Source organism: Amnibacterium sp. (assembly GCF_025463795.1).
In the GTDB taxonomy this organism is placed as follows: Bacteria; Actinomycetota; Actinomycetes; order Actinomycetales; family Microbacteriaceae; genus Amnibacterium.
Genome location: NZ_JAODBE010000203.1, coordinates 1 through 17,714, shown reverse-complemented (window position 1 = coordinate 17,714; position 17,714 = coordinate 1). Strand labels below are relative to the sequence as shown.

17 protein-coding genes are annotated in these 17,714 nt (G+C 73.0%); 16 read left to right on the top strand and 1 reads right to left on the bottom strand.

Features of this window, described 5'->3' with window-relative positions:
* Positions 1-2 precede the first annotated feature (2 nt).
* The 15 genes from JWQ92_RS16750 (at position 3) to JWQ92_RS16680 (ending at position 16,475) form a co-directional block, all read left to right on the top strand.
* On the top strand, positions 3-1,256 hold the full coding sequence (locus tag JWQ92_RS16750) for an FtsW/RodA/SpoVE family cell cycle protein (RefSeq protein WP_297345600.1): 1,254 nt from the start codon (positions 3-5) through the stop codon (positions 1,254-1,256).
* Entirely contained in the window at positions 1,253-2,344 is a 1,092-nt protein-coding gene (locus tag JWQ92_RS16745; protein WP_297345599.1) for a glycosyltransferase, read from the top strand. The genes JWQ92_RS16750 and JWQ92_RS16745 overlap by 4 nt, the downstream gene beginning before the upstream one ends.
* Positions 2,341-3,759, top strand: a complete 1,419-nt coding sequence (gene murC / locus JWQ92_RS16740; protein WP_297345598.1) for a UDP-N-acetylmuramate--L-alanine ligase — start codon at positions 2,341-2,343, stop codon at positions 3,757-3,759. The genes JWQ92_RS16745 and murC overlap by 4 nt, the downstream gene beginning before the upstream one ends.
* Before the next feature lie 77 nt (positions 3,760-3,836).
* Positions 3,837-4,607: a cell division protein FtsQ/DivIB gene (locus JWQ92_RS16735; protein ID WP_297345597.1), complete on the top strand. Its 771-nt coding sequence runs from the start codon at positions 3,837-3,839 to the stop codon at positions 4,605-4,607.
* A gap of 142 nt (positions 4,608-4,749) precedes the next feature.
* Positions 4,750-5,916, top strand: coding sequence for a cell division protein FtsZ (ftsZ, locus tag JWQ92_RS16730; protein ID WP_297345596.1), 1,167 nt, complete (start codon positions 4,750-4,752; stop codon positions 5,914-5,916).
* Positions 5,917-5,983: 67 nt separating this feature from the next.
* Complete coding sequence (locus tag JWQ92_RS16725; RefSeq protein WP_367276757.1) at positions 5,984-6,748, top strand: YggS family pyridoxal phosphate enzyme; 765 nt, start codon at positions 5,984-5,986, stop codon at positions 6,746-6,748.
* A 55-nt stretch (positions 6,749-6,803) separates the two neighbouring features.
* A complete protein-coding gene (locus tag JWQ92_RS16720; protein ID WP_297345595.1) occupies positions 6,804-7,244 on the top strand; it encodes a cell division protein SepF in 441 nt (146 codons plus the stop codon).
* Positions 7,245-7,323: 79 nt separating this feature from the next.
* Complete coding sequence (locus JWQ92_RS16715; protein ID WP_297345594.1) at positions 7,324-7,626, top strand: YggT family protein; 303 nt, start codon at positions 7,324-7,326, stop codon at positions 7,624-7,626.
* A gap of 122 nt (positions 7,627-7,748) precedes the next feature.
* Positions 7,749-8,396: a DivIVA domain-containing protein gene (locus JWQ92_RS16710; RefSeq protein ID WP_297345593.1), complete on the top strand. Its 648-nt coding sequence runs from the start codon at positions 7,749-7,751 to the stop codon at positions 8,394-8,396.
* Between the two features lie 52 nt (positions 8,397-8,448).
* Positions 8,449-8,970 carry a signal peptidase II gene (gene lspA / locus JWQ92_RS16705; protein ID WP_297345592.1) on the top strand — a complete coding sequence of 174 codons (522 nt, stop codon included), beginning with the start codon at positions 8,449-8,451 and terminating at the stop codon, positions 8,968-8,970.
* Position 8,971: 1 nt separating this feature from the next.
* Entirely contained in the window at positions 8,972-9,892 is a 921-nt protein-coding gene (locus JWQ92_RS16700; protein ID WP_297345591.1) for an RluA family pseudouridine synthase, read from the top strand.
* An 85-nt stretch (positions 9,893-9,977) separates the two neighbouring features.
* A complete protein-coding gene (gene dnaE, locus JWQ92_RS16695) occupies positions 9,978-13,484 on the top strand; it encodes a DNA polymerase III subunit alpha (protein WP_297345590.1) in 3,507 nt (1,168 codons plus the stop codon).
* A gap of 94 nt (positions 13,485-13,578) precedes the next feature.
* The gene (gene hisD / locus JWQ92_RS16690) at positions 13,579-14,883 is read left to right on the top strand and encodes a histidinol dehydrogenase (RefSeq protein WP_297345589.1); all 1,305 of its coding nucleotides are present in this window, start codon (positions 13,579-13,581) and stop codon (positions 14,881-14,883) included.
* Between the two features lie 81 nt (positions 14,884-14,964).
* Positions 14,965-15,432 (top strand): transcriptional regulator NrdR, encoded by a 468-nt coding sequence (gene nrdR / locus JWQ92_RS16685; protein ID WP_297345588.1) that lies wholly within the window; start codon positions 14,965-14,967, stop codon positions 15,430-15,432.
* Positions 15,433-15,443: 11 nt separating this feature from the next.
* Positions 15,444-16,475, top strand: coding sequence for a quinone-dependent dihydroorotate dehydrogenase (locus tag JWQ92_RS16680; protein WP_297345614.1), 1,032 nt, complete (start codon positions 15,444-15,446; stop codon positions 16,473-16,475).
* Here JWQ92_RS16680 and JWQ92_RS16675 read toward each other — a convergent pair.
* Positions 16,472-17,047: a DUF3043 domain-containing protein gene (locus JWQ92_RS16675; protein ID WP_297345587.1), complete on the bottom strand. Its 576-nt coding sequence runs from the start codon at positions 17,045-17,047 to the stop codon at positions 16,472-16,474. The genes JWQ92_RS16680 and JWQ92_RS16675 overlap by 4 nt on opposite strands.
* 37 nt (positions 17,048-17,084) lie before the next feature.
* Here JWQ92_RS16675 and JWQ92_RS16670 point away from each other — a divergent pair.
* Positions 17,085-17,714: M20/M25/M40 family metallo-hydrolase (locus tag JWQ92_RS16670; protein WP_297345586.1), on the top strand; the 630-nt coding region annotated here is incomplete at its 3' end.

Below are 17,714 nucleotides of genomic sequence, written 5' to 3'. Positions count from 1 at the left end.
GGATGGACACCGAGACCGCCACCGGCCGACCCACCGCGCCCGTCGTGCCCCTCTTCGGGCCGAAGCGGGCGACGACCTTCCGGCTCGCGCTGCCGCCGCTGCCGAAGGTGGGCACGGGCAACTACTACGCGCTCGGCGCGATCACCCTGTTCCTCGCCGTGTTCGGCCTCGTCATGGTGCTCTCCGCCTCGTCGGTCGAGCAGGGGCAGGACCTCGGCAACCCCTACTTCGACTTCGGCAAGCAGGCGATGGCCGAGGGGCTCGGCGTCGCCGCGATGCTGCTCGTCTCCCGGCTCAAGCCCCGGCTGCTGGTGCTCGCCGCCCCGTGGGCCTTCGGCGCCGCGGTCGTGCTGCAGCTGCTGACCGTGCTGACGCCGCTCGGCACCACCGTGAACGGCAACCGGAACTGGATCCGCATCGCCGGCACGAGCGTGCAGCCGTCCGAGTTCGTGAAGCTCGGGCTGGTGCTCGTGCTCGGCGCGTTCTTCGCCCGCAAGAAGGCGGAGCGCCTCGGTGTCGCGGGCCTCGCGCCCGTGCTGCTCCCGTCGGGTCTCGCGATCGGCTCGGTCCTGCTCGGCAAGGACCTCGGCACGTCGCTCATCATCGGCGGCATCGTGTTCGCCGGCCTGTTCTTCGCGGGCGTCCGGGTGCCCGTGCTGGCCCTGTTCGGCGGAACGGCGGGCGCGCTGTTCGTGATCATGGCGCTCACCCGCGGATCCCGCGTCGACCGCCTCGCCGCCTGGTCGGGCGGAGGCTGCGCCGGCGACGTGCTCGGCACCTGCTGGCAGTCGCAGCAGGCGACCTGGGCGCTCGCGAACGGCGGCCTCTTCGGGGTGGGCGTCGGCAACTCCGTCTCGAAGTGGTTCTGGCTGCCCGAGGCCGACAACGACTTCATCCTCGCGATCATCGGCGAGGAGACCGGTCTCGTCGGCCTCGTCGTGCTGCTCGCCCTCTTCGTCGCGCTCACGGTCGTGTGCCTGCGGATCAGCAGCGGCACGCCCGACCGCTTCACCCGGGCGGTGACCGGCATGACGCTCGCCTGGCTCGTCGGCCAGGCCTTCGCGAACATCGCGGTCGTGCTCGGCATCGCGCCCGTGTTCGGCGTCCCGCTGCCGTTCATCTCCTCCGGCGGCTCGTCGATGATCGCCAACCTGCTCGCCGTCGGGTGCGTCATGGCCGTCGCCAACCAGGCGCCGCCGGCGCAGCCCGGCGCGGTGCCGGCGCCGGACCATCCGTCGATGCGGCGGCGACGGTGACCCGCTGGCTGCTGGCCGGCGGCGGCACCGCCGGCCACGTGAACCCCCTGCTCGCCGTCGCCGACGAGCTCACCGCCACCGGCGACGAGGTGCTCGTGCTGGGTACGGCCGAGGGCCTCGAGGCCCGGCTCGTGCCGCAGCGGGGCTACGAGCTGCTCGTCGTCCCGCGGCTGCCGTTCCCGCGCAGGCCGAACCGCGCCGCGCTGCGGTTCCCGGGCGCGATGGCCCTCGCGCTGCGCACCACGCGCGGATACCTGACGTCGCGCGGTGTCGACGGGGTCGTCGGCTTCGGCGGCTACGCCGCTGCGCCCGCCTATCTCGCCGCCCGCCGCGAGCACGTGCCGTACGCGGTCCACGAGCAGAACGCGAAGCCGGGGCTCGCGAACCGCCTCGGTGCCCGCTTCACCGCGGGCGTGGGGGTCACCTTCGCCGGCACGCCGCTGCGGCACGCCGAGCTCGTCGGTATGCCGCTCCGCCGGGAGATCGCCGGCCTCGACCGGGCGGCTCGCCGCACCGAGGCGCGGGAGGCGCTCGGCCTGGATCCCGCCCGTCCCGTGCTGCTCGTCACCGGTGGCTCCCTCGGCGCGGAGCGGCTGAACCGCACCGCGGTCGCGAGCGCCGCAGCGGTGCTCGCGACGGGGTGGCAGGTGCTGCACCTCGCGGGGGAGCGCACGGCGGTCGCCGACCCGCGGCTCGCCGGCTACCGGATGCTGCCGTACGCCGACCGGATGGACCTCGTGCTCTCCGCGGCGGACCTCGCCGTCTCCCGGGCGGGCGCCTCGACCGTCAGCGAGCTGTCCGCGCTCGGGCTGCCCGCCGTCTACGTCCCGTACGCGGTCGGCAACGGGGAGCAGCGGTTCAACGCGGCCGGAGTCGTCGCCGCCGGCGGTGCGCTCCTCGTGCCCGACGCCGAGTTCACGCCGGAGACCTTCGCTCGCGTCGTCCTCCCGCTCCTCGCCGACCCCGAGCGTGTCGCCCGCATGGCTGCCGCCGCCGGTGGGAACGGCGTGCGGGACGGGGCCGAGCGGATGGCGCGCCTGGCGCGGAGCGTGCTGTCCGGCGACCGCCGCGTAGGGTTCCGCGCATGACGATCAAGCCGGACCTCTCGGTGCCGATCCCGGATCGGCTGGACCGCGTGCACTTCGTCGGCGTCGGCGGGGCCGGCATGAGCGGCATCGCCCGGCTGTTCCTCGCCCGCGGCGCCACCGTCTCCGGATCCGACCGGGGGCGCAACGCGAACACCGACGTGCTCGGGGACCTCGGCGCGACGATCGCGATCGGCCACGACTCCTCCCACGTCGGCGACGTCGACGCGGTCGTCGTGACGAGCGCCCTCTGGCCCGACAACCCCGAGCTCGCCGAGGCGCGGCGGCGCGGCATCCCGGTGCTGCACCGCTCGCAGGCGCTGAAGGCGCTGATCGGCGGCGACCGGCTCGTCTCCGTCGCCGGTGCGCACGGCAAGACGACCTCGACGGGCATGATCGCGACCGCCCTCGAGGGGCTCGGTGCCGACCCGAGCTTCGTCAACGGCGGGGTGATCGCCGACCTCGGTGTCTCGTCACGGATCGGCCGCGGCGACCTGTTCGTGGTGGAGGCCGACGAGTCCGACGGCTCCTTCCTGCTCTACGACACGGCGGTCGCGCTCATCACCAACGTCGACGCGGACCACCTCGACCACTACGGCAGCCCGGAGGCCTTCGACGCGGCGTTCGTCGCCTTCGCCGACGCCGCCCGCGAGCGCGCCGTGATCAGCGCGGACGACGCGGGGGCGCAGCGGGTCGCCGCCCGCATCACCCGCACGCCGATCACCACCTTCGGCGAGTCGGAGGTGGCGGACGTGCGCGTCACCGACATCACCACCGACGGCGGCGCGGCCTGCACCGTCACGGCGGGCGGCGAGTCGGCCCGGATGCGGCTGCGCATCCCCGGACGTCACAACGCGGTGAACGCGACCGGCGCCGTCGCCGTGCTGCTCGCGCTCGGATTCGGGCTGGCCGACAGCGCCGCGGCCGTCGCCCGCTTCGGCGGGTCCGGCCGGCGCTTCGAGCTGAAGGGCATCGTGGACGGTGTGAGCGTCTACGACGACTACGCGCACCACCCCACCGAGGTCGCCGCCGCGCTCGACGCGGCTCGCACCGTGGTCGGCGACGGGCGGATCCTCGCGGTCCACCAGCCCCACCTCTACTCCCGCACCAAGGCGTTCGCGGGCGAGTTCGCGTCGGTGCTCGAGTCCCGGGCGGACCACACCGTCGTGCTCGACGTCGACGGCGCCCGGGAGGACCCGGTGCCCGACGTGACCGGTGAGCTCGTCTCCAGCCGCTTCAGCGAGGCGACCGCGGTCGACTACGTGCCCGACTGGCAGGCGGCCGCGGACCGCGTCGCCGCGATCGCGCGGCCCGGGGACTTCGTGATCACCCTGGGCTGCGGATCCGTCTACCGGATCGTGCCGCAGATCCTCACCGCGCTCGGCGCTCGCGAGGGCGCCGCCCCGCTCCACCGGTGAAGCGACCGGCGCCGCCCGCGCCGCCGCCGTCGTCCGCGGCGCCGGCCGTCGCTGCGTCCACCGGTCCGCTGCCGACGGTGTCCCGCGGCACCCTGCGGGCGGACCGGGCGCGGATCCGGAGCACGAGCCGTGCCCGCCGGCGTGCCGAGGCCGCGGAGGTGCGCCGGTTCACCCGCGACGCCCGTCGGCGGCGCATCGTCGCCGCGGTGGCGGGCGGCTTCCTCGTGGTGTCGGTGGCGACGCCCGTGCTGCTGGCGGTCTCGCCGGCCTTCGCGGTCCGCACGATCACGGTCACCGGCGGCGACGCGGCCCTCGCCGGGCGGGTGCGGTCCGCGCTCTCACCCGAGGTCGGCGTGCCGATCGCCCTGGTCGACGGCGGTGACGTCACGACGCGCATCGCCGCGGTCGCCGGCGTCCGCAGCTTCAGCCTCGCCCGGCTGCCACCCGGCACGCTCGCCGTTCAGGTCGTGCCGCGCACGCCGGTCGCCCAGGTCCGCGCCGGGGCCGCCTACGCCCTCGTCGACGCCGCGGGCGTGACGCTCCGCACCTCGACCGGCCGGATCGCCGGGACGCCGCTCGTCACCGCGACCGCAGGGAGCCGCGCGTTCACCGCGGCGGCCGACGTGATCGAGTCCCTCCCCGCCGCGCTCGCGCCGCGGGTCCGCACGGTGGCGGCGCCCACGCCGGACGCCGTGCGGCTGACCCTCGCGGACGGCCGGCTCGTCCTGTGGGGGAGCGCGGACGACGGCCCGGCGAAGGCCGCGGCGCTGTCGGCGGCGCTGGTGCACGTCGGGAAGTCGGCGCACCGGATCGACGTGTCGGTGCCCGGGTCCGTCGCGGTCGGTTGACCGCCGCGCATCCGGGGCGCCTCCGGCGCGTCGAGACCGCATCCGGCACGATCGCCGCCTACCGTCGGTGCGTGCGGATTCGCGCACTGAACAGGAGTTTCACCCTCAACTAGAGGTTGAAGCCCCGGACGGAAGGCCCTTCGTGACGACGAACCAGAACTATCTCGCCGTGATCAAGGTCGTCGGTGTCGGCGGCGGCGGCGTGAACGCCGTCAACCGGATGATCGAGCTCGGCCTCCGCGGCGTGGAGTTCGTCGCGATCAACACGGATGCCCAGGCCCTGCTCCTCTCGGACGCCGACGTCAAGCTCGACGTCGGCCGCGAGCTCACCCGCGGCCTCGGCGCCGGCGCGGACCCCGAGGTCGGCCGCCGCGCCGCCGAGGACCACGCCGAGGAGATCGAGGAGGCCCTCGCCGGGGCCGACATGGTCTTCGTCACCGCCGGTGAGGGCGGCGGCACGGGCACCGGCGGCGCGCCCGTCGTGGCCCGCATCGCGAAGTCCATCGGCGCGCTCACCATCGGCGTCGTCACCAAGCCGTTCTCCTTCGAGGGCAAGCGCCGTCTCGCGCAGGCCGAGCGGGGCGTCCAGTCCCTCGCCAACGAGGTCGACACGCTCATCGTCGTGCCGAACGACCGGCTCCTCGAGATCAGCGACCGCGGCATCTCCATCGTCGAGGCGTTCCAGACCGCCGACCAGGTGCTCCTCGCCGGCGTCCAGGGAATCACCGACCTGATCACCACCCCCGGCCTCATCAACCTCGACTTCGCCGACGTGAAGAGCGTCATGCAGGGCGCGGGCAGCGCCCTCATGGGCATCGGCTCCGCCCGCGGCGCCGATCGCGCCATCAAGGCCGCCGAGCTCGCCGTCGCCTCCCCGCTGCTCGAGGCCTCGATCGACGGCGCCCACGGCGTGCTCCTGTCGATCCAGGGCGGCTCCAACCTCGGCATCCTCGAGATCAACGACGCGGCCAAGCTCGTGCAGGAGGCCGTGCACCCCGAGGCGAACATCATCTTCGGCGCCGTCATCGACGACACCCTCGGCGACGAGGTGCGCGTCACCGTCATCGCCGCCGGGTTCGACGGCGAGAACATCCGCGACCGCCGCGCCGACGTGCGCCGCAGCAACTTCGTCGACACGCCCCGCACCGGGTCCACCCCGACCGCGGCCGCCGCCGACCAGCACAGCACCGGCTCCCACGAGTGGCAGATCGTCGCCGAGTCCACCACCCTGACCCAGACGAGCGACCTCGACGCCGCCTACGACGACGAGGACGACGACGACCTCGACATCCCGGAGTTCCTCCGCTGAGCCCAGGCCGGCCCCACCCGGCCTCCCGATGCCGAGATCGGCTCGCGGAGGTCGGGGTCCAAGGCTCGTGGCGCAGTTCCGGACGCCCGACCCGCTGCAGAGCGTCTCGAACTGCGCCGCGAGCCGGGTCGGCGGGGCCGCTAGCGTCGACGGCGTGGATGCGGCGGACGGCGACCGGCTCGCGGAGCGGCTCGCCGAGGTGCGGGGCCGCATCGGCGACGCGGCCCGCGACGCCGGCCGCGACCCGGCCGCCATCACGACCGTCGTCGTCACCAAGTTCCAGCCGCTCGACCTCGTCGAGCGGCTCGCCGCCCTCGGCGTCACCGACTTCGGCGAGAGCCGCCACCCCGAGGCCCGCGACAAGGCCGCCGCGCTGCCCGGTGCCACCTGGCACTTCATCGGCCAGCTGCAGTCGAACAAGGCCCGCCAGGTCGCCCGCTACGTCGACACGATCCACTCCGTCGACCGGGAGGCGCTGATCGACGCCCTCGCCGGGTGGACCGGCACCGTGTTCCTCGAGATCGATCTCACCGGCGGCGCCGAGGGTCGCGGGGGAGCGGCCCCCGATCGGGCCGAGGCCCTCGCCGGGCGGATCCTCGCCACCGGCGCCCTGCGTCTCGCCGGTGTGATGGCCGTCGCCCCACCCGGTGAGGAGCCCGCACGCGCCTTCGAGCGGCTCGCCGCCGTGGGCGAGCGGGTGCGCCGCGTCGCGCCCGGCGCCGTCGCCGTCTCCGCCGGCATGTCGGGCGACTACCGGGAGGCGATCCTCGCCGGCGCGACACACCTGCGGATCGGCTCGGCAATCACGGGACCTCGGCCCATGACCCGCTAACCTGCACCTCGGGCGGCACCGCGGGGGGCGTGTGCGTCAGCCCCTGGAGGATTCCATGTCGAACCCCATCCGTAAGTCGATGGTCTGGCTCGGCCTCGCCGATGACCAGTACGAGTACGACGAGCCGGTGGAACCGATCTCGCTCGCACCGGTGTCGCCACGCGCGACCGTCACGCCGCTGCCGAAGCGGCAGGCCGTGAGGAGCCAGGTGCCGGAGATGAACGAGATCCTGACCGTGCACCCGAGGCAGTACCGCGACGCCCAGGGCATCGCGGAGCACTTCCGCGAGGGCACGCCGATCATCATCAACCTCACGCAGATGACCGAGTCGGAGGCGCGACGGCTCGTCGACTTCGCCTCCGGCCTCTCGACGGGGCTGCGTGGGCGGATCGAGCGGGTCACCAGCAAGGTGTTCCTGCTGTCGCCAGAGCACATCGCCGTGTCCGGCGAGGAGCCCGGCGCCGACAGCGAGCTCGACGCCGAGTTCACCGGCTAGACCGTCCGCGTCCGGCGGCCGCCCGCGCGGCCGCCGCGCGGCGTTCCGGGATACTGGATCCCGTGACCGGGACCCAGCGATGAGCCCGTTCGGCCTGATCGGCACCGTGCTCTACTTCGCGCTGCTCGTCTACTTCTTCGCGCTGTGGGCCCGGTTCATCCTCGACCTCGTGCAGGCGTTCAGCGAGAGCTGGCGCCCGCGGGGGGCGGTGCTGGTGCTCGCCGAGACGAGCTTCACGCTCACCGACCCGCCCATCAAGGCGGTGCGGCGCTTCGTGCCGCCGCTGCGCATCGGCGCGTTCTCGCTCGACTTCGGCTTCACGATCGTGATGTTCGCGGTGATCGTGCTGATGTACGTGAGCATCGCCCTGCAGGGGCTCTGACGGGCGTGCACCCCACTTCGGGCGACACGCCAGCGTGGCCCCGACCATCGGCTCCGCGGCCCGGGTAGGCGCTAGCCTGTCGCTCACGCATCCCGTCTCCCGCAGACCATGAAGGTGGACACATGGCCCTAACGCCTGAAGACGTCGTCAACAAGCGCTTCCAGCCGACGAAGTTCCGTGAGGGCTACGACCAGGACGAGGTGGACGACTTCCTCGACGAGGTCGTCGTCGAGCTCCGCCGTCTCGGCCAGGAGAACGAGGACCTCCGTCAGCGCCTCATCGCGAGCGAGTCGCGCATCGCCGAGCTGCAGCGCTCCAACGCGCCGACGACGGGCGAGCAGGCGCAGGCGCCGGCTCCCCAGCAGCAGCTCAGCTACCCGACCGCGCAGGTCGACGTCGGCGCGGTCGACCCGTCGAACACGAACAACCTGCTGCAGCTCGCGCGCCGGCTCCACGAGGAGCACGTCCGCGAGGGCGTCGAGAAGCGCGACGCGCTCATCGCCGAGGGTCACGCGACCGCCGCCCGCGTCGTCGCCGACGCCGAGGCCAAGCAGCGCCAGCAGCTCAACTCGCTCGATCAGGAGCGCGCGCTGCTCGAGCACCGGATCGACGAGCTCCGCACCTTCGAGCGCGAGTACCGCCAGAAGCTGAAGAGCTACATCGAGGGCCAGCTCCGCGAGCTCGACTCGTCCAACATCGTGAACACCGGCTCGTACGGCAACCTCGGGCTCTCCGCGCCGCCGAGCTTCCAGGGCTTTGGCGGGAACTGACCCCACCCACGACAGGGCGCTGCCGGCGACGGCGGCGCCCTCGTCTGTGCAGGTGGCCCCGCGGCGCCGCTCGCCGGTCGCGGTGTTCGGTGTCCTCGTGGCGGTGGCCGCAGCCGTGCTGCTCCTCGATCAGCTCGCGAAGGCCTGGGTCATCGCGTCGCTGCCCTCCGACATCCCGCGGCCGATCCTCGGCTCGCTGCTCGTGTTCCGGTACGTGCGCAACTCCGGGGCGGCGTTCTCGCTCGCGACGGGCTCGACCTGGGTGTTCTCGATCATCGCTGCTGCGGTCGTCGTCTTCCTGATCTGGTTCGCGCGACGGATCCGGTCCCTGGCGTGGGCCGCACTCTTCGGGCTGCTGCTCGGCGGCACGCTCGGGAACCTGACGGACCGCCTGTTCCGGGCGCCCGGCTTCGGCGTCGGCCGCGTCGTGGACTTCATCCAGATCCCGCTGCTGCCCGCGATCTTCAACCTCGCGGACTCCGCGATCGTCACCAGCATGGTGCTGTTCGTGCTGCTCACCCTGCGGGGCACCGGCCTCGACGGCGCGCGGCACGGCGGGGCGCCGAAGGGCTGACGTGCCCGAGCGGATGCTGCCCGTCCCCGACGGGCTCGTCGGGGAGCGGGTCGACGCCGGAGTCGCCAAGCTGCTCGGCATCTCCCGCACGCGGGTCGCCGCGATCGCCGACGCCGGCGGCATCGAGCTCGACTTCCGGCCGGCCGGGCGCGCCGATCGGCTCCCCGCCGGAGCGGTCCTGTCCGTGCGGTGGGAGGAGGAGCGCACCGACGCGCCGCCCGAGGCGATCCGCGTGCCCGGCATGCGCGTGGCGTACGAGGACGACGACATCGTGGTCGTCGACAAGCCGGCAGGCGTGGCCGCGCACCCCTCGCCGGGCTGGACCGGCACCACGGTGGTCGGCGGACTCGCCGCCGCCGGCGTCCGCGTCAGCACCTCGGGCGCGGCCGAGCGGGCCGGGGTCGTGCACCGGCTCGACGCGGGCACGAGCGGACTCATGGTCGTCGCGAAGAGCGAGCACGCCTACACGGTGCTGAAGCGCGCCTTCAAGGAGCGCACCGTCGAGAAGCGCTACCTCGCACTCGCGCAGGGACACCCGGACCCCACGGCGGGCACCATCGACGCGCCCATCGGGCGCCATCCGAGGGTCGACTACCGCTTCGCGGTCGTCGCGGACGGCCGCCCGTCCGTCACGCACTACGAGACCGTCGAGGCGTTCCGTGCCGCCACCCTGCTCGACGTGCACCTCGAGACCGGGCGCACCCACCAGATCCGGGTCCACTTCGCGCACCTCCGGCACCCGCTGGTGGGCGACACGACGTACGGGGCCGATCCCGTGCTCGCCGCCCGCCTCGGCCTCACGCGCCAATGGCTGCACGCCGTCCGCCTCGGGTTCGCCCACCCGGCGACGGGCGGGTGGGTCGAGTTCGAGAGCCCCCTGCCTGACGACCTCGCGATCGCGCTCGAGCGCCTCGCCGGATGACCGCGCCGGCGCCGAACAGACGGACCCGCGACGCGATCAGGGGACTCTGCCACCGTCGGTGGTGCCCGTTAGCCTCAGGGCTCCGATGAGCGCATCCGACAGCTTCGTCCACCTCCACGTGCACTCCGAGTACTCGATGCTCGACGGCGCCGCACGTCTCGGCGACATGCTCGCCGAGGCCTCGAAGCAGGGCATGCCGGCGATCGCGATCACCGACCACGGCAACACGTTCGGCGCGTTCGACTTCTGGAAGCAGTCGCAGGCGCACGGCGTCAAGGCGATCATCGGCACCGAGGCGTACGTCACGCCCGGCACCCATCGCGCCGACAAGACCCGGGTGCGCTGGGGCGGCGGCGGCGAGGACGACGTGTCGGGCTCCGGTGCCTACACGCACATGACGATCCTCGCGGAGAACACGACCGGCCTCCACAACCTGTTCCGGCTGTCCTCCCGCGCCTCGATCGAGGGCTACTACTTCAAGCCGCGCATGGACCGCGAGCTGCTGCACGAGTACCACGAGGGCCTCATCGCCACCACCGGCTGCCCCGGCGGCGAGGTGCAGACCCGCCTCCGGCTCGGCCAGTGGGACGAGGCGCTGGCCGCCGCGGCCGAGTTCCGCGACATCTTCGGCCGCGACAACTACTTCGTCGAGCTGATGGACCACGGCATCGCCGTGGAGCGGCGGGTTCAGGACGACCTGCGGCGCATCGCGAAGGAGCTGGCGCTGCCCGTCGTCGCGACCAACGACCTGCACTACACGCACGCGTCGGATGCGACGAGCCACGCCGCGCTGCTCTGCGTGCAGTCCGGTTCCACGCTCGACGACCCGAACCGCTTCAAGTTCGACGGGGACGAGTACTACCTGAAGTCCGCCGCCGAGATGCGGCAGATCTTCCGCGAGACGCCCGAGGCGTGCGACAACACGCTGCTCATCGCCGAGCGGTGCGAGATCGACTTCGACACCTCCGCGAACTACATGCCCCGGTTCCCGGTGCCCGAGGGGGAGACCGAGGACTCCTGGTTCATCAAGGAGGTCGACACGGGGCTCGAGCTGCGGTACCCCGACGGGATCCCCGACGCCGTTCGGGAGCGCGCGGAGTACGAGAAGCAGGTCATCGTGCAGATGGGGTTCCCCGGCTACTTCCTCGTCGTCGCCGACTTCATCAACTGGTCCAAGGACCACGGCATCCGCGTGGGCCCGGGCCGTGGCTCCGGCGCCGGCTCCATGGCGGCGTACGCGATGAAGATCACCGACCTCGATCCGCTGCGGCACGGGCTGATCTTCGAGCGGTTCCTGAACCCCGACCGCGTCTCCATGCCCGACTTCGACGTGGACTTCGACGAGCGCCGCCGCGGCGAGGTCATCCGCTACGTCACCGAGAAGTACGGCGACGACCGCGTCTCCCAGATCGTCACCTACGGCACGATCAAGGCGAAGCAGGCGCTGAAGGACTCCTCGCGCGTGCTCGGCTTCCCGTTCGGGATGGGGGAGAAGCTCACCAAGGCGATGCCGCCCGCGATCATGGGCAAGGACATCTCGCTGTCCGGCATCTTCGACCCGGCCGACAAGCGCTACAAGGAGGCCGGCGACATCCGCGCGGTCGTCGAGAGCGACCCCGACGCGAAGACCGTCTTCGAGACGGCGCTCGGCCTCGAGGGCCTGAAGCGGCAGTGGGGCGTGCACGCCGCCGGCGTCATCATGTCGAGCGATCCGCTCGTCGACATCATCCCGATCATGAAGCGGGAGCAGGACGGCCAGATCGTCACGCAGTTCGACTACCCCGCGTGCGAGGCGCTCGGCCTGATCAAGATGGACTTCCTGGGGCTGCGCAACCTCACGATCATCGACGACGCCCTCGACAACATCCAGACGAACCGGGGCCACCGCCCCGTGCTCGAGGAGCTGGCGCTCGAGGACGAGGCCACCTACAAGCTGCTCGCCGCGGGCGACACGCTCGGCGTCTTCCAGTTCGACGGCGGGCCGATGCGCGCCCTGCTGCGACTGATGAAGCCCGACAACTTCGAGGACATCTCCGCGGTCGGCGCGCTCTACCGGCCGGGGCCGATGGGGGCCGGCTCCCACACGAACTACGCGCTGCGCAAGAACGGGCTCCAGGAGATCGTGCCGGTCCACCCGGAGCTCGCCGAGCCCCTCAAGGAGGTGCTCGGCACGACCTACGGCCTGATCGTGTACCAGGAGCAGGTCATGGCCATCGCGCTGACCCTCGCCGGGTACTCGCTCGGCCAGGCCGACCTGCTCCGGCGTGCGATGGGCAAGAAGAAGAAGTCCGAGCTGGACAAGCAGTTCGCAGGCTTCAAGGCCGGCATGAACGAGCGCGGCTACTCGGACGACGCCGTGCAGACGCTGTGGGACATCCTGCTGCCGTTCTCCGACTACGCCTTCAACAAGGCGCATTCGGCCGCCTACGGCGTGCTCTCCTACTGGACCGCGTACCTGAAGGCCCACTACCCGGCCGAGTACATGGCGGCGCTGCTCACCTCCGTGGGCGACGCGCGCGACAAGCTCGCCGTGTACCTGAACGAGTGCCGCCGGATGAAGATCCGGGTGCTGCCGCCCGACGTCAACGAGTCGATCGGCTACTTCGCCGCCGTCGGCGAGGACATCCGCTTCGGCATGGGCGCCGTGCGCAACGTGGGCTTCGCCGTCGTCGACCAGATCCGGGCCGCCCGCGAGAAGGAGGGGCGCTTCACCTCCTTCCACGACTTCCTCCGCAAGGTGCCGCTCGGCGTCGCGAACAAGCGCACGGTCGAGTCGCTGATCAAGGCCGGCGCCTTCGACTCGCAGGGCGCGACCCGCCGCGCCCTGCTGGAGATCCACGAGGACTCGGTCGACGCCGCCGTCTCCATGAAGCGCAACGAGGCCAACGGCCAGATCGACCTCTTCGGGGGACTCTTCGAGTTCGACGAGGAGCCCGACCGGGTGCCCGACCGTCCGGAGTGGTCGAAGAAGGAGAAGCTCGCGTTCGAGCGCGAGATGCTCGGCCTCTACGTGTCCGACCATCCCCTCGCCGGCCTGGAGACCCACCTCGCGAAGCACGCGTCCGTGTCGATCGCCGAGCTGCTCTCACTGGAGACGCCGCCGGACGGCGAGCAGGTCACCCTGGCGGGACTCGTCACCGAGGTGCAGCACCGCGTCGCCCGCAACTCGGGCAACCAGTACGGCATCGTGCAGATCGAGGACTTCGGCGGCTCGGTCAGCGTGATGTTCCTCGGCAAGGCGTACCAGGAGTTCGCGCCCGCCCTCGTCGCCGACAGCGTCGTCGTCGTGCGGGGCCGGGTCTCGGCGCGCGACGACGGGATCAACATCCACGCCAACAGCGTGTTCGCCCCCGACATCGGCACGAGCGGCGGCGGTGGCCCGCTCACGATCACCCTGCCCGACCACCGCGCCACCACCGAGGTCGTGAAGGCGCTGAACGACGTGCTCATCCGGCACTCCGGCGACACCGAGGTGCGCCTGCGGCTCACCCGCGGCGGCACGGCCCGCGTCTTCGAGATCCCGTTCCCCGTCGAGGTCACCGCCGACCTCTACGGGGAGTTGAAGAGCCTGCTCGGGCCCGCCTGCTTGTAGGTCGTGGGCGGTCCGGCGGGGCGCGCGCGTGCGCCCCGCCTCCCGACCCGGCATCGGCTGCACCTCTCGGTCGCCGTCGGTAGGCTCGGCCGACGTGCTCAGGACAATCGACCTCCGCGGTCGCACCCTCGATCCCGGAACGCTGGCGGGACTGCTGCCGCGCGGCGGGACGGATGCCGGCACGGCCCAGGCCGCCGTCGCGCCGCTGATCGAGGACGTCCGCCTGCGTGGCGCCGAAGCCCTGCTCGAGCAGGCGGACCGCTTCGACGGCGGCCGCCCGCCGGCGCTCCGCGTGCCCGTGAGCGAGATCCGTGCGGCTGTCGACGCGTTGCCGTCGGCCGTCCGCACCGCGCTCGAGGTCGCGATCGAGCGCGTCCGCGCCGCGAGCCGCACCCAGCTGCCTCAGCCGGCCGAGACGCGCCTCGGCACCGGAGCGGTCGTGCGCCAGCGGTGGCAACCGGTCCAGCGCGTCGGCCTCTACGTCCCCGGAGGCAAGGCGGTCTACCCGTCGAGCGTGGTGATGAACGTCGTGCCCGCCCAGGTGGCCGGGGTGCGCGGGATCGTCGTCGCCTCGCCGGGACAGCGCGCGTTCGGCGGCCACGTGCACCCCGTGATCCTCGGCGCCGCAGGCCTGCTCGGCGTCGACGAGGTCGTCGCCATGGGCGGCGCCGGGGCGATCGCCGCCTTCGCCTTCGGTGTGCCCCAGATCGGGCTGGCCCCGGTCGACGTGGTCACCGGCCCCGGCAACGTCTTCGTCGCCGCCGCCAAGCGTGCCCTCGCCGGCCGCATCGGGATCGACTCCGAGGCCGGGCCGACCGAGATCCTCGTCGTCGCCGATGCCGCTGCCGACCCGGACCTCGTGGCCGCCGACCTGGTCAGCCAGGCCGAGCACGACGAGCTGGCGGCGGCGGTGCTCGTCACCGACTCCGCCGAGCTGGCGGCCGCCGTCGACACGGCCGTCCGCCGGCGCGCGGCCACGACGACGCACGCCGCCAGGGTCGAGGCCGCCCTCACCGGCGCGCAGTCGGCCGTCGTGCTCGTGGACGACCTGGATGCGGCCGTCGCGGTGAGCAACGGCTACGCCCCCGAGCACCTCGAGGTGCAGACCGCCGACCCCGCCGCCCTCGTGCCGCGACTGACGGAGGCCGGGGCGGTCTTCATCGGCGCCGCGACGCCGGTCAGCCTCGGGGACTACCTGGCCGGCTCCAACCACGTCCTGCCGACCGGAGGCACGGCGCGCTTCTCCTCCGGCCTCTCCGTCCGGCCGTTCCTCCGGTCGCAGCAGGTCGTCGAGTACGACCTCGACGCGCTCCGCGAGTCGCGGCCGCACGTCCGGGTGCTCGCCGACGCCGAGGCGCTGCCCGCCCACGGCGACGCGGTCGACGCACGGTTCCCCTGATCCGCTCACCCTTGGCTGCGAATTACAACGGTGCAATTCGGCGCTGACACAGCTCCTCAGCACGGGTAGCATTCGAGGGACATGTTCTGCCCCTTCTGCCGCAACCCGGACACCAGGGTCGTCGACTCCCGCGTGAGCGACGACGGTCTCGCCATCCGCCGGCGCCGCCAGTGCCCGAACTGCCACCGCCGCTTCTCGACCACCGAGACGGCGAGCCTCAGCGTGATCAAGCGGAACGGGGTGCTGGAGCCGTTCAGCCGGGACAAGGTGGTCGCCGGCGTGAAGAAGGCGTGCCAGGGCCGCCCCGTCACCGAGGGCGACCTCGCGCAGCTCGCGCAGCGGGTCGAGGAGACCATCCGCGCCACGGGCGCCAGCCAGATCGACGCGAACGACATCGGCCTGGCGGTGCTGCCGCCGCTCCGGGAGCTGGACGAGGTCGCGTACCTGCGCTTCGCGAGCGTCTACCAGGGGTTCTCCTCACTGGAGGACTTCGAGGCGGCCATCACGCTGCTGCGGATGGAGAACTCCTCGCCGGCGCCCGGCGCCTGAGCGACGTGAACCTGCTCGAGCGGCTCTACCGGCCGCTCTTCTCCACGGTGCTCGTGCGCCTCGATGCGGAGACCGCGCATCACGTCGCGATGCTCGTCATCCGGGCCCTCGGCGCCTCGCCCGCGGTCGCGCGCCTCGTCCGTCGGCGCACCGTCGCCCGCGGCACGCGGGTGCGTGCACTCGGCCTCGTGTTCCCCACGCCGTTCGGGCTCGCCGCCGGCTTCGACAAGAACGCCGTCGGCGTGCGCGGGCTGGGCGCGCTCGGGTTCGGCCACGTGGAGATCGGCACCGTCACGGCGCTGCCCCAGCCCGGCAACCCGCGCCCGCGCCTGTTCCGGCTCCCGGCCGATGCGGCCCTCGTCAACCGGATGGGCTTCAACAACGAGGGCGCGGAGGCGGTCGCGGCGCGGCTCGCCCGGCTGCGCCGTCAGGGCGGGCTGCCGATCGTCGGGGTGAACATCGGCAAGAGCAGGGCGGTGTCGGTCGACGACGCGATCGACGACTACCGCGTGAGCGCGCGCCTGCTCGCACCGCACGCCGACTACCTGGTCGTGAACGTCAGCTCGCCGAACACCCCTGGGCTGCGGGGACTCCAGGAGCTGGACCGCCTCGAGCCGCTGCTGACGGCCGTCCGGTCCGAGGCGCAGGGCACGCCCCTGCTCGTGAAGATCGCGCCGGATCTCGAGGACGATGCGATCCGCCGGATCGCCGATCTGGTCGTCCGACTCGACCTCGCGGGCGTCGTCGCCACCAACACCACGATCGGCCGGCGGGGGCTTTCGACGCCCTCCGGCGAGGTCCGGGCGATGGGGGAGGGCGGCCTCTCCGGCGAGCCGCTGAAGACGAGGTCCCTCGAGGTGCTGCGGGTCCTCCGGGCTGCGCTTCCGCCGGGGCGGTGCCTCATCAGCGTCGGGGGCGTCACGACCGCGGACGACGTCCGCGAACGCCTCGAGCTCGGCGCCGACCTCGTGCAGGGCTACACCGGGTTCCTGTACCGAGGGCCCGGCTGGGCGAACGACCTCGCCGGGTCGCCCCGCGGCTAGCCCCGGTACTCGATCCTGTCGCCGCGCTTCACCTGCGGCTTCGGGGTGCGGAGGCTGCGGAACTGAGCCGCACGCATCACCGTGTAGAGGTTGAGGCCCCGGTCGACCTTGTCCTTGCCGCCGAGCCGGGCCGCGAGCTTGCGGCGGACGCTCCAGGCGACGAGCAGGGCGTCGAGGATCGTCAGGGCGAGCACGCCGTACAGCACGAACTCGAGGTAGACCTGGATCCCCACCGGCGTCACGAAGGTGCCGATGAAGAAGACGATGAAGATCGGGATCAGGAACTCGCCGATCGTCCACCTGGCGTCGACCGCGTCACGCACGAACCGGCGCTGCGGGCCCTTGTCGCGGGCGGGGAGGTAGCGCTCCTCGCCCCGGGCCATGCCCACCCGGACCCGCTCCCGCTCCGCGGCGGCCGCCGTCCGGGAGGTGCGCTGCGCCTGCTTGCGGTCCGTGGGCACGAGCGGCCGGCGCCGGGCCTGCTCCGCCTCCCGGCGCGACGGCGTCGCGCGGCCCTTGCCGGACCCCTGCGGCACGGGTACGACGGGCTCGGCGGGTGCCTTCTTGGCCACGGTGCCTCCTCGAAACGATCGCCAATAGCCTACCCGCATGGCTCCCGACGATCCGGCGGTGCGCGACGCCGTCGGCACCGGCTTCCCCGCGGCGATCGCGGCCCTCGGCTCCCTCGTGCGGATCCCGTCGGTCGCGTTCCCCGGATTCCCTCCGGAGGAGGTGCAGCGCAGCGCCGAGGCGGTGGCCGATCTCGTCCGGGCGACCGGCCTCTTCGAGCGTGTCGGGGTGCACCGTGCCGCAGCGGCCGACGGGGTGCTCGGCAACCCGGCGGTGCTGGCGGTCCGGCGAGCGGCGCCGGGACGGCCGACCGTGCTGCTCTACGCCCACCACGACGTGCAGCCGACCGGGCCGGAGGAGGGCTGGGACAGCCCGCCGTTCGAGCCCACCCTGGTGGGTGAGCGGCTCCACGGCCGCGGCGCCTCGGACGACAAGGCCGGCGTGGTCACCCATCTCGCCGCGGTGACCGCGGCCGCGGCGGCGCTCGGCGACCGCCTCGAGGCCGGGATCGCGCTCTTCGTCGAGGGGGAGGAGGAGGCCGGCTCCCGCTCGTTCGCGGCGTTCCTCGCCGAGCACCGCGAGGCGCTGGCCGCGGATGTGATCGTCGTCGCCGACTCGGACAACCTCGACGTCCACACCCCTGCCCTCACCGCCAGCCTCCGCGGCAAC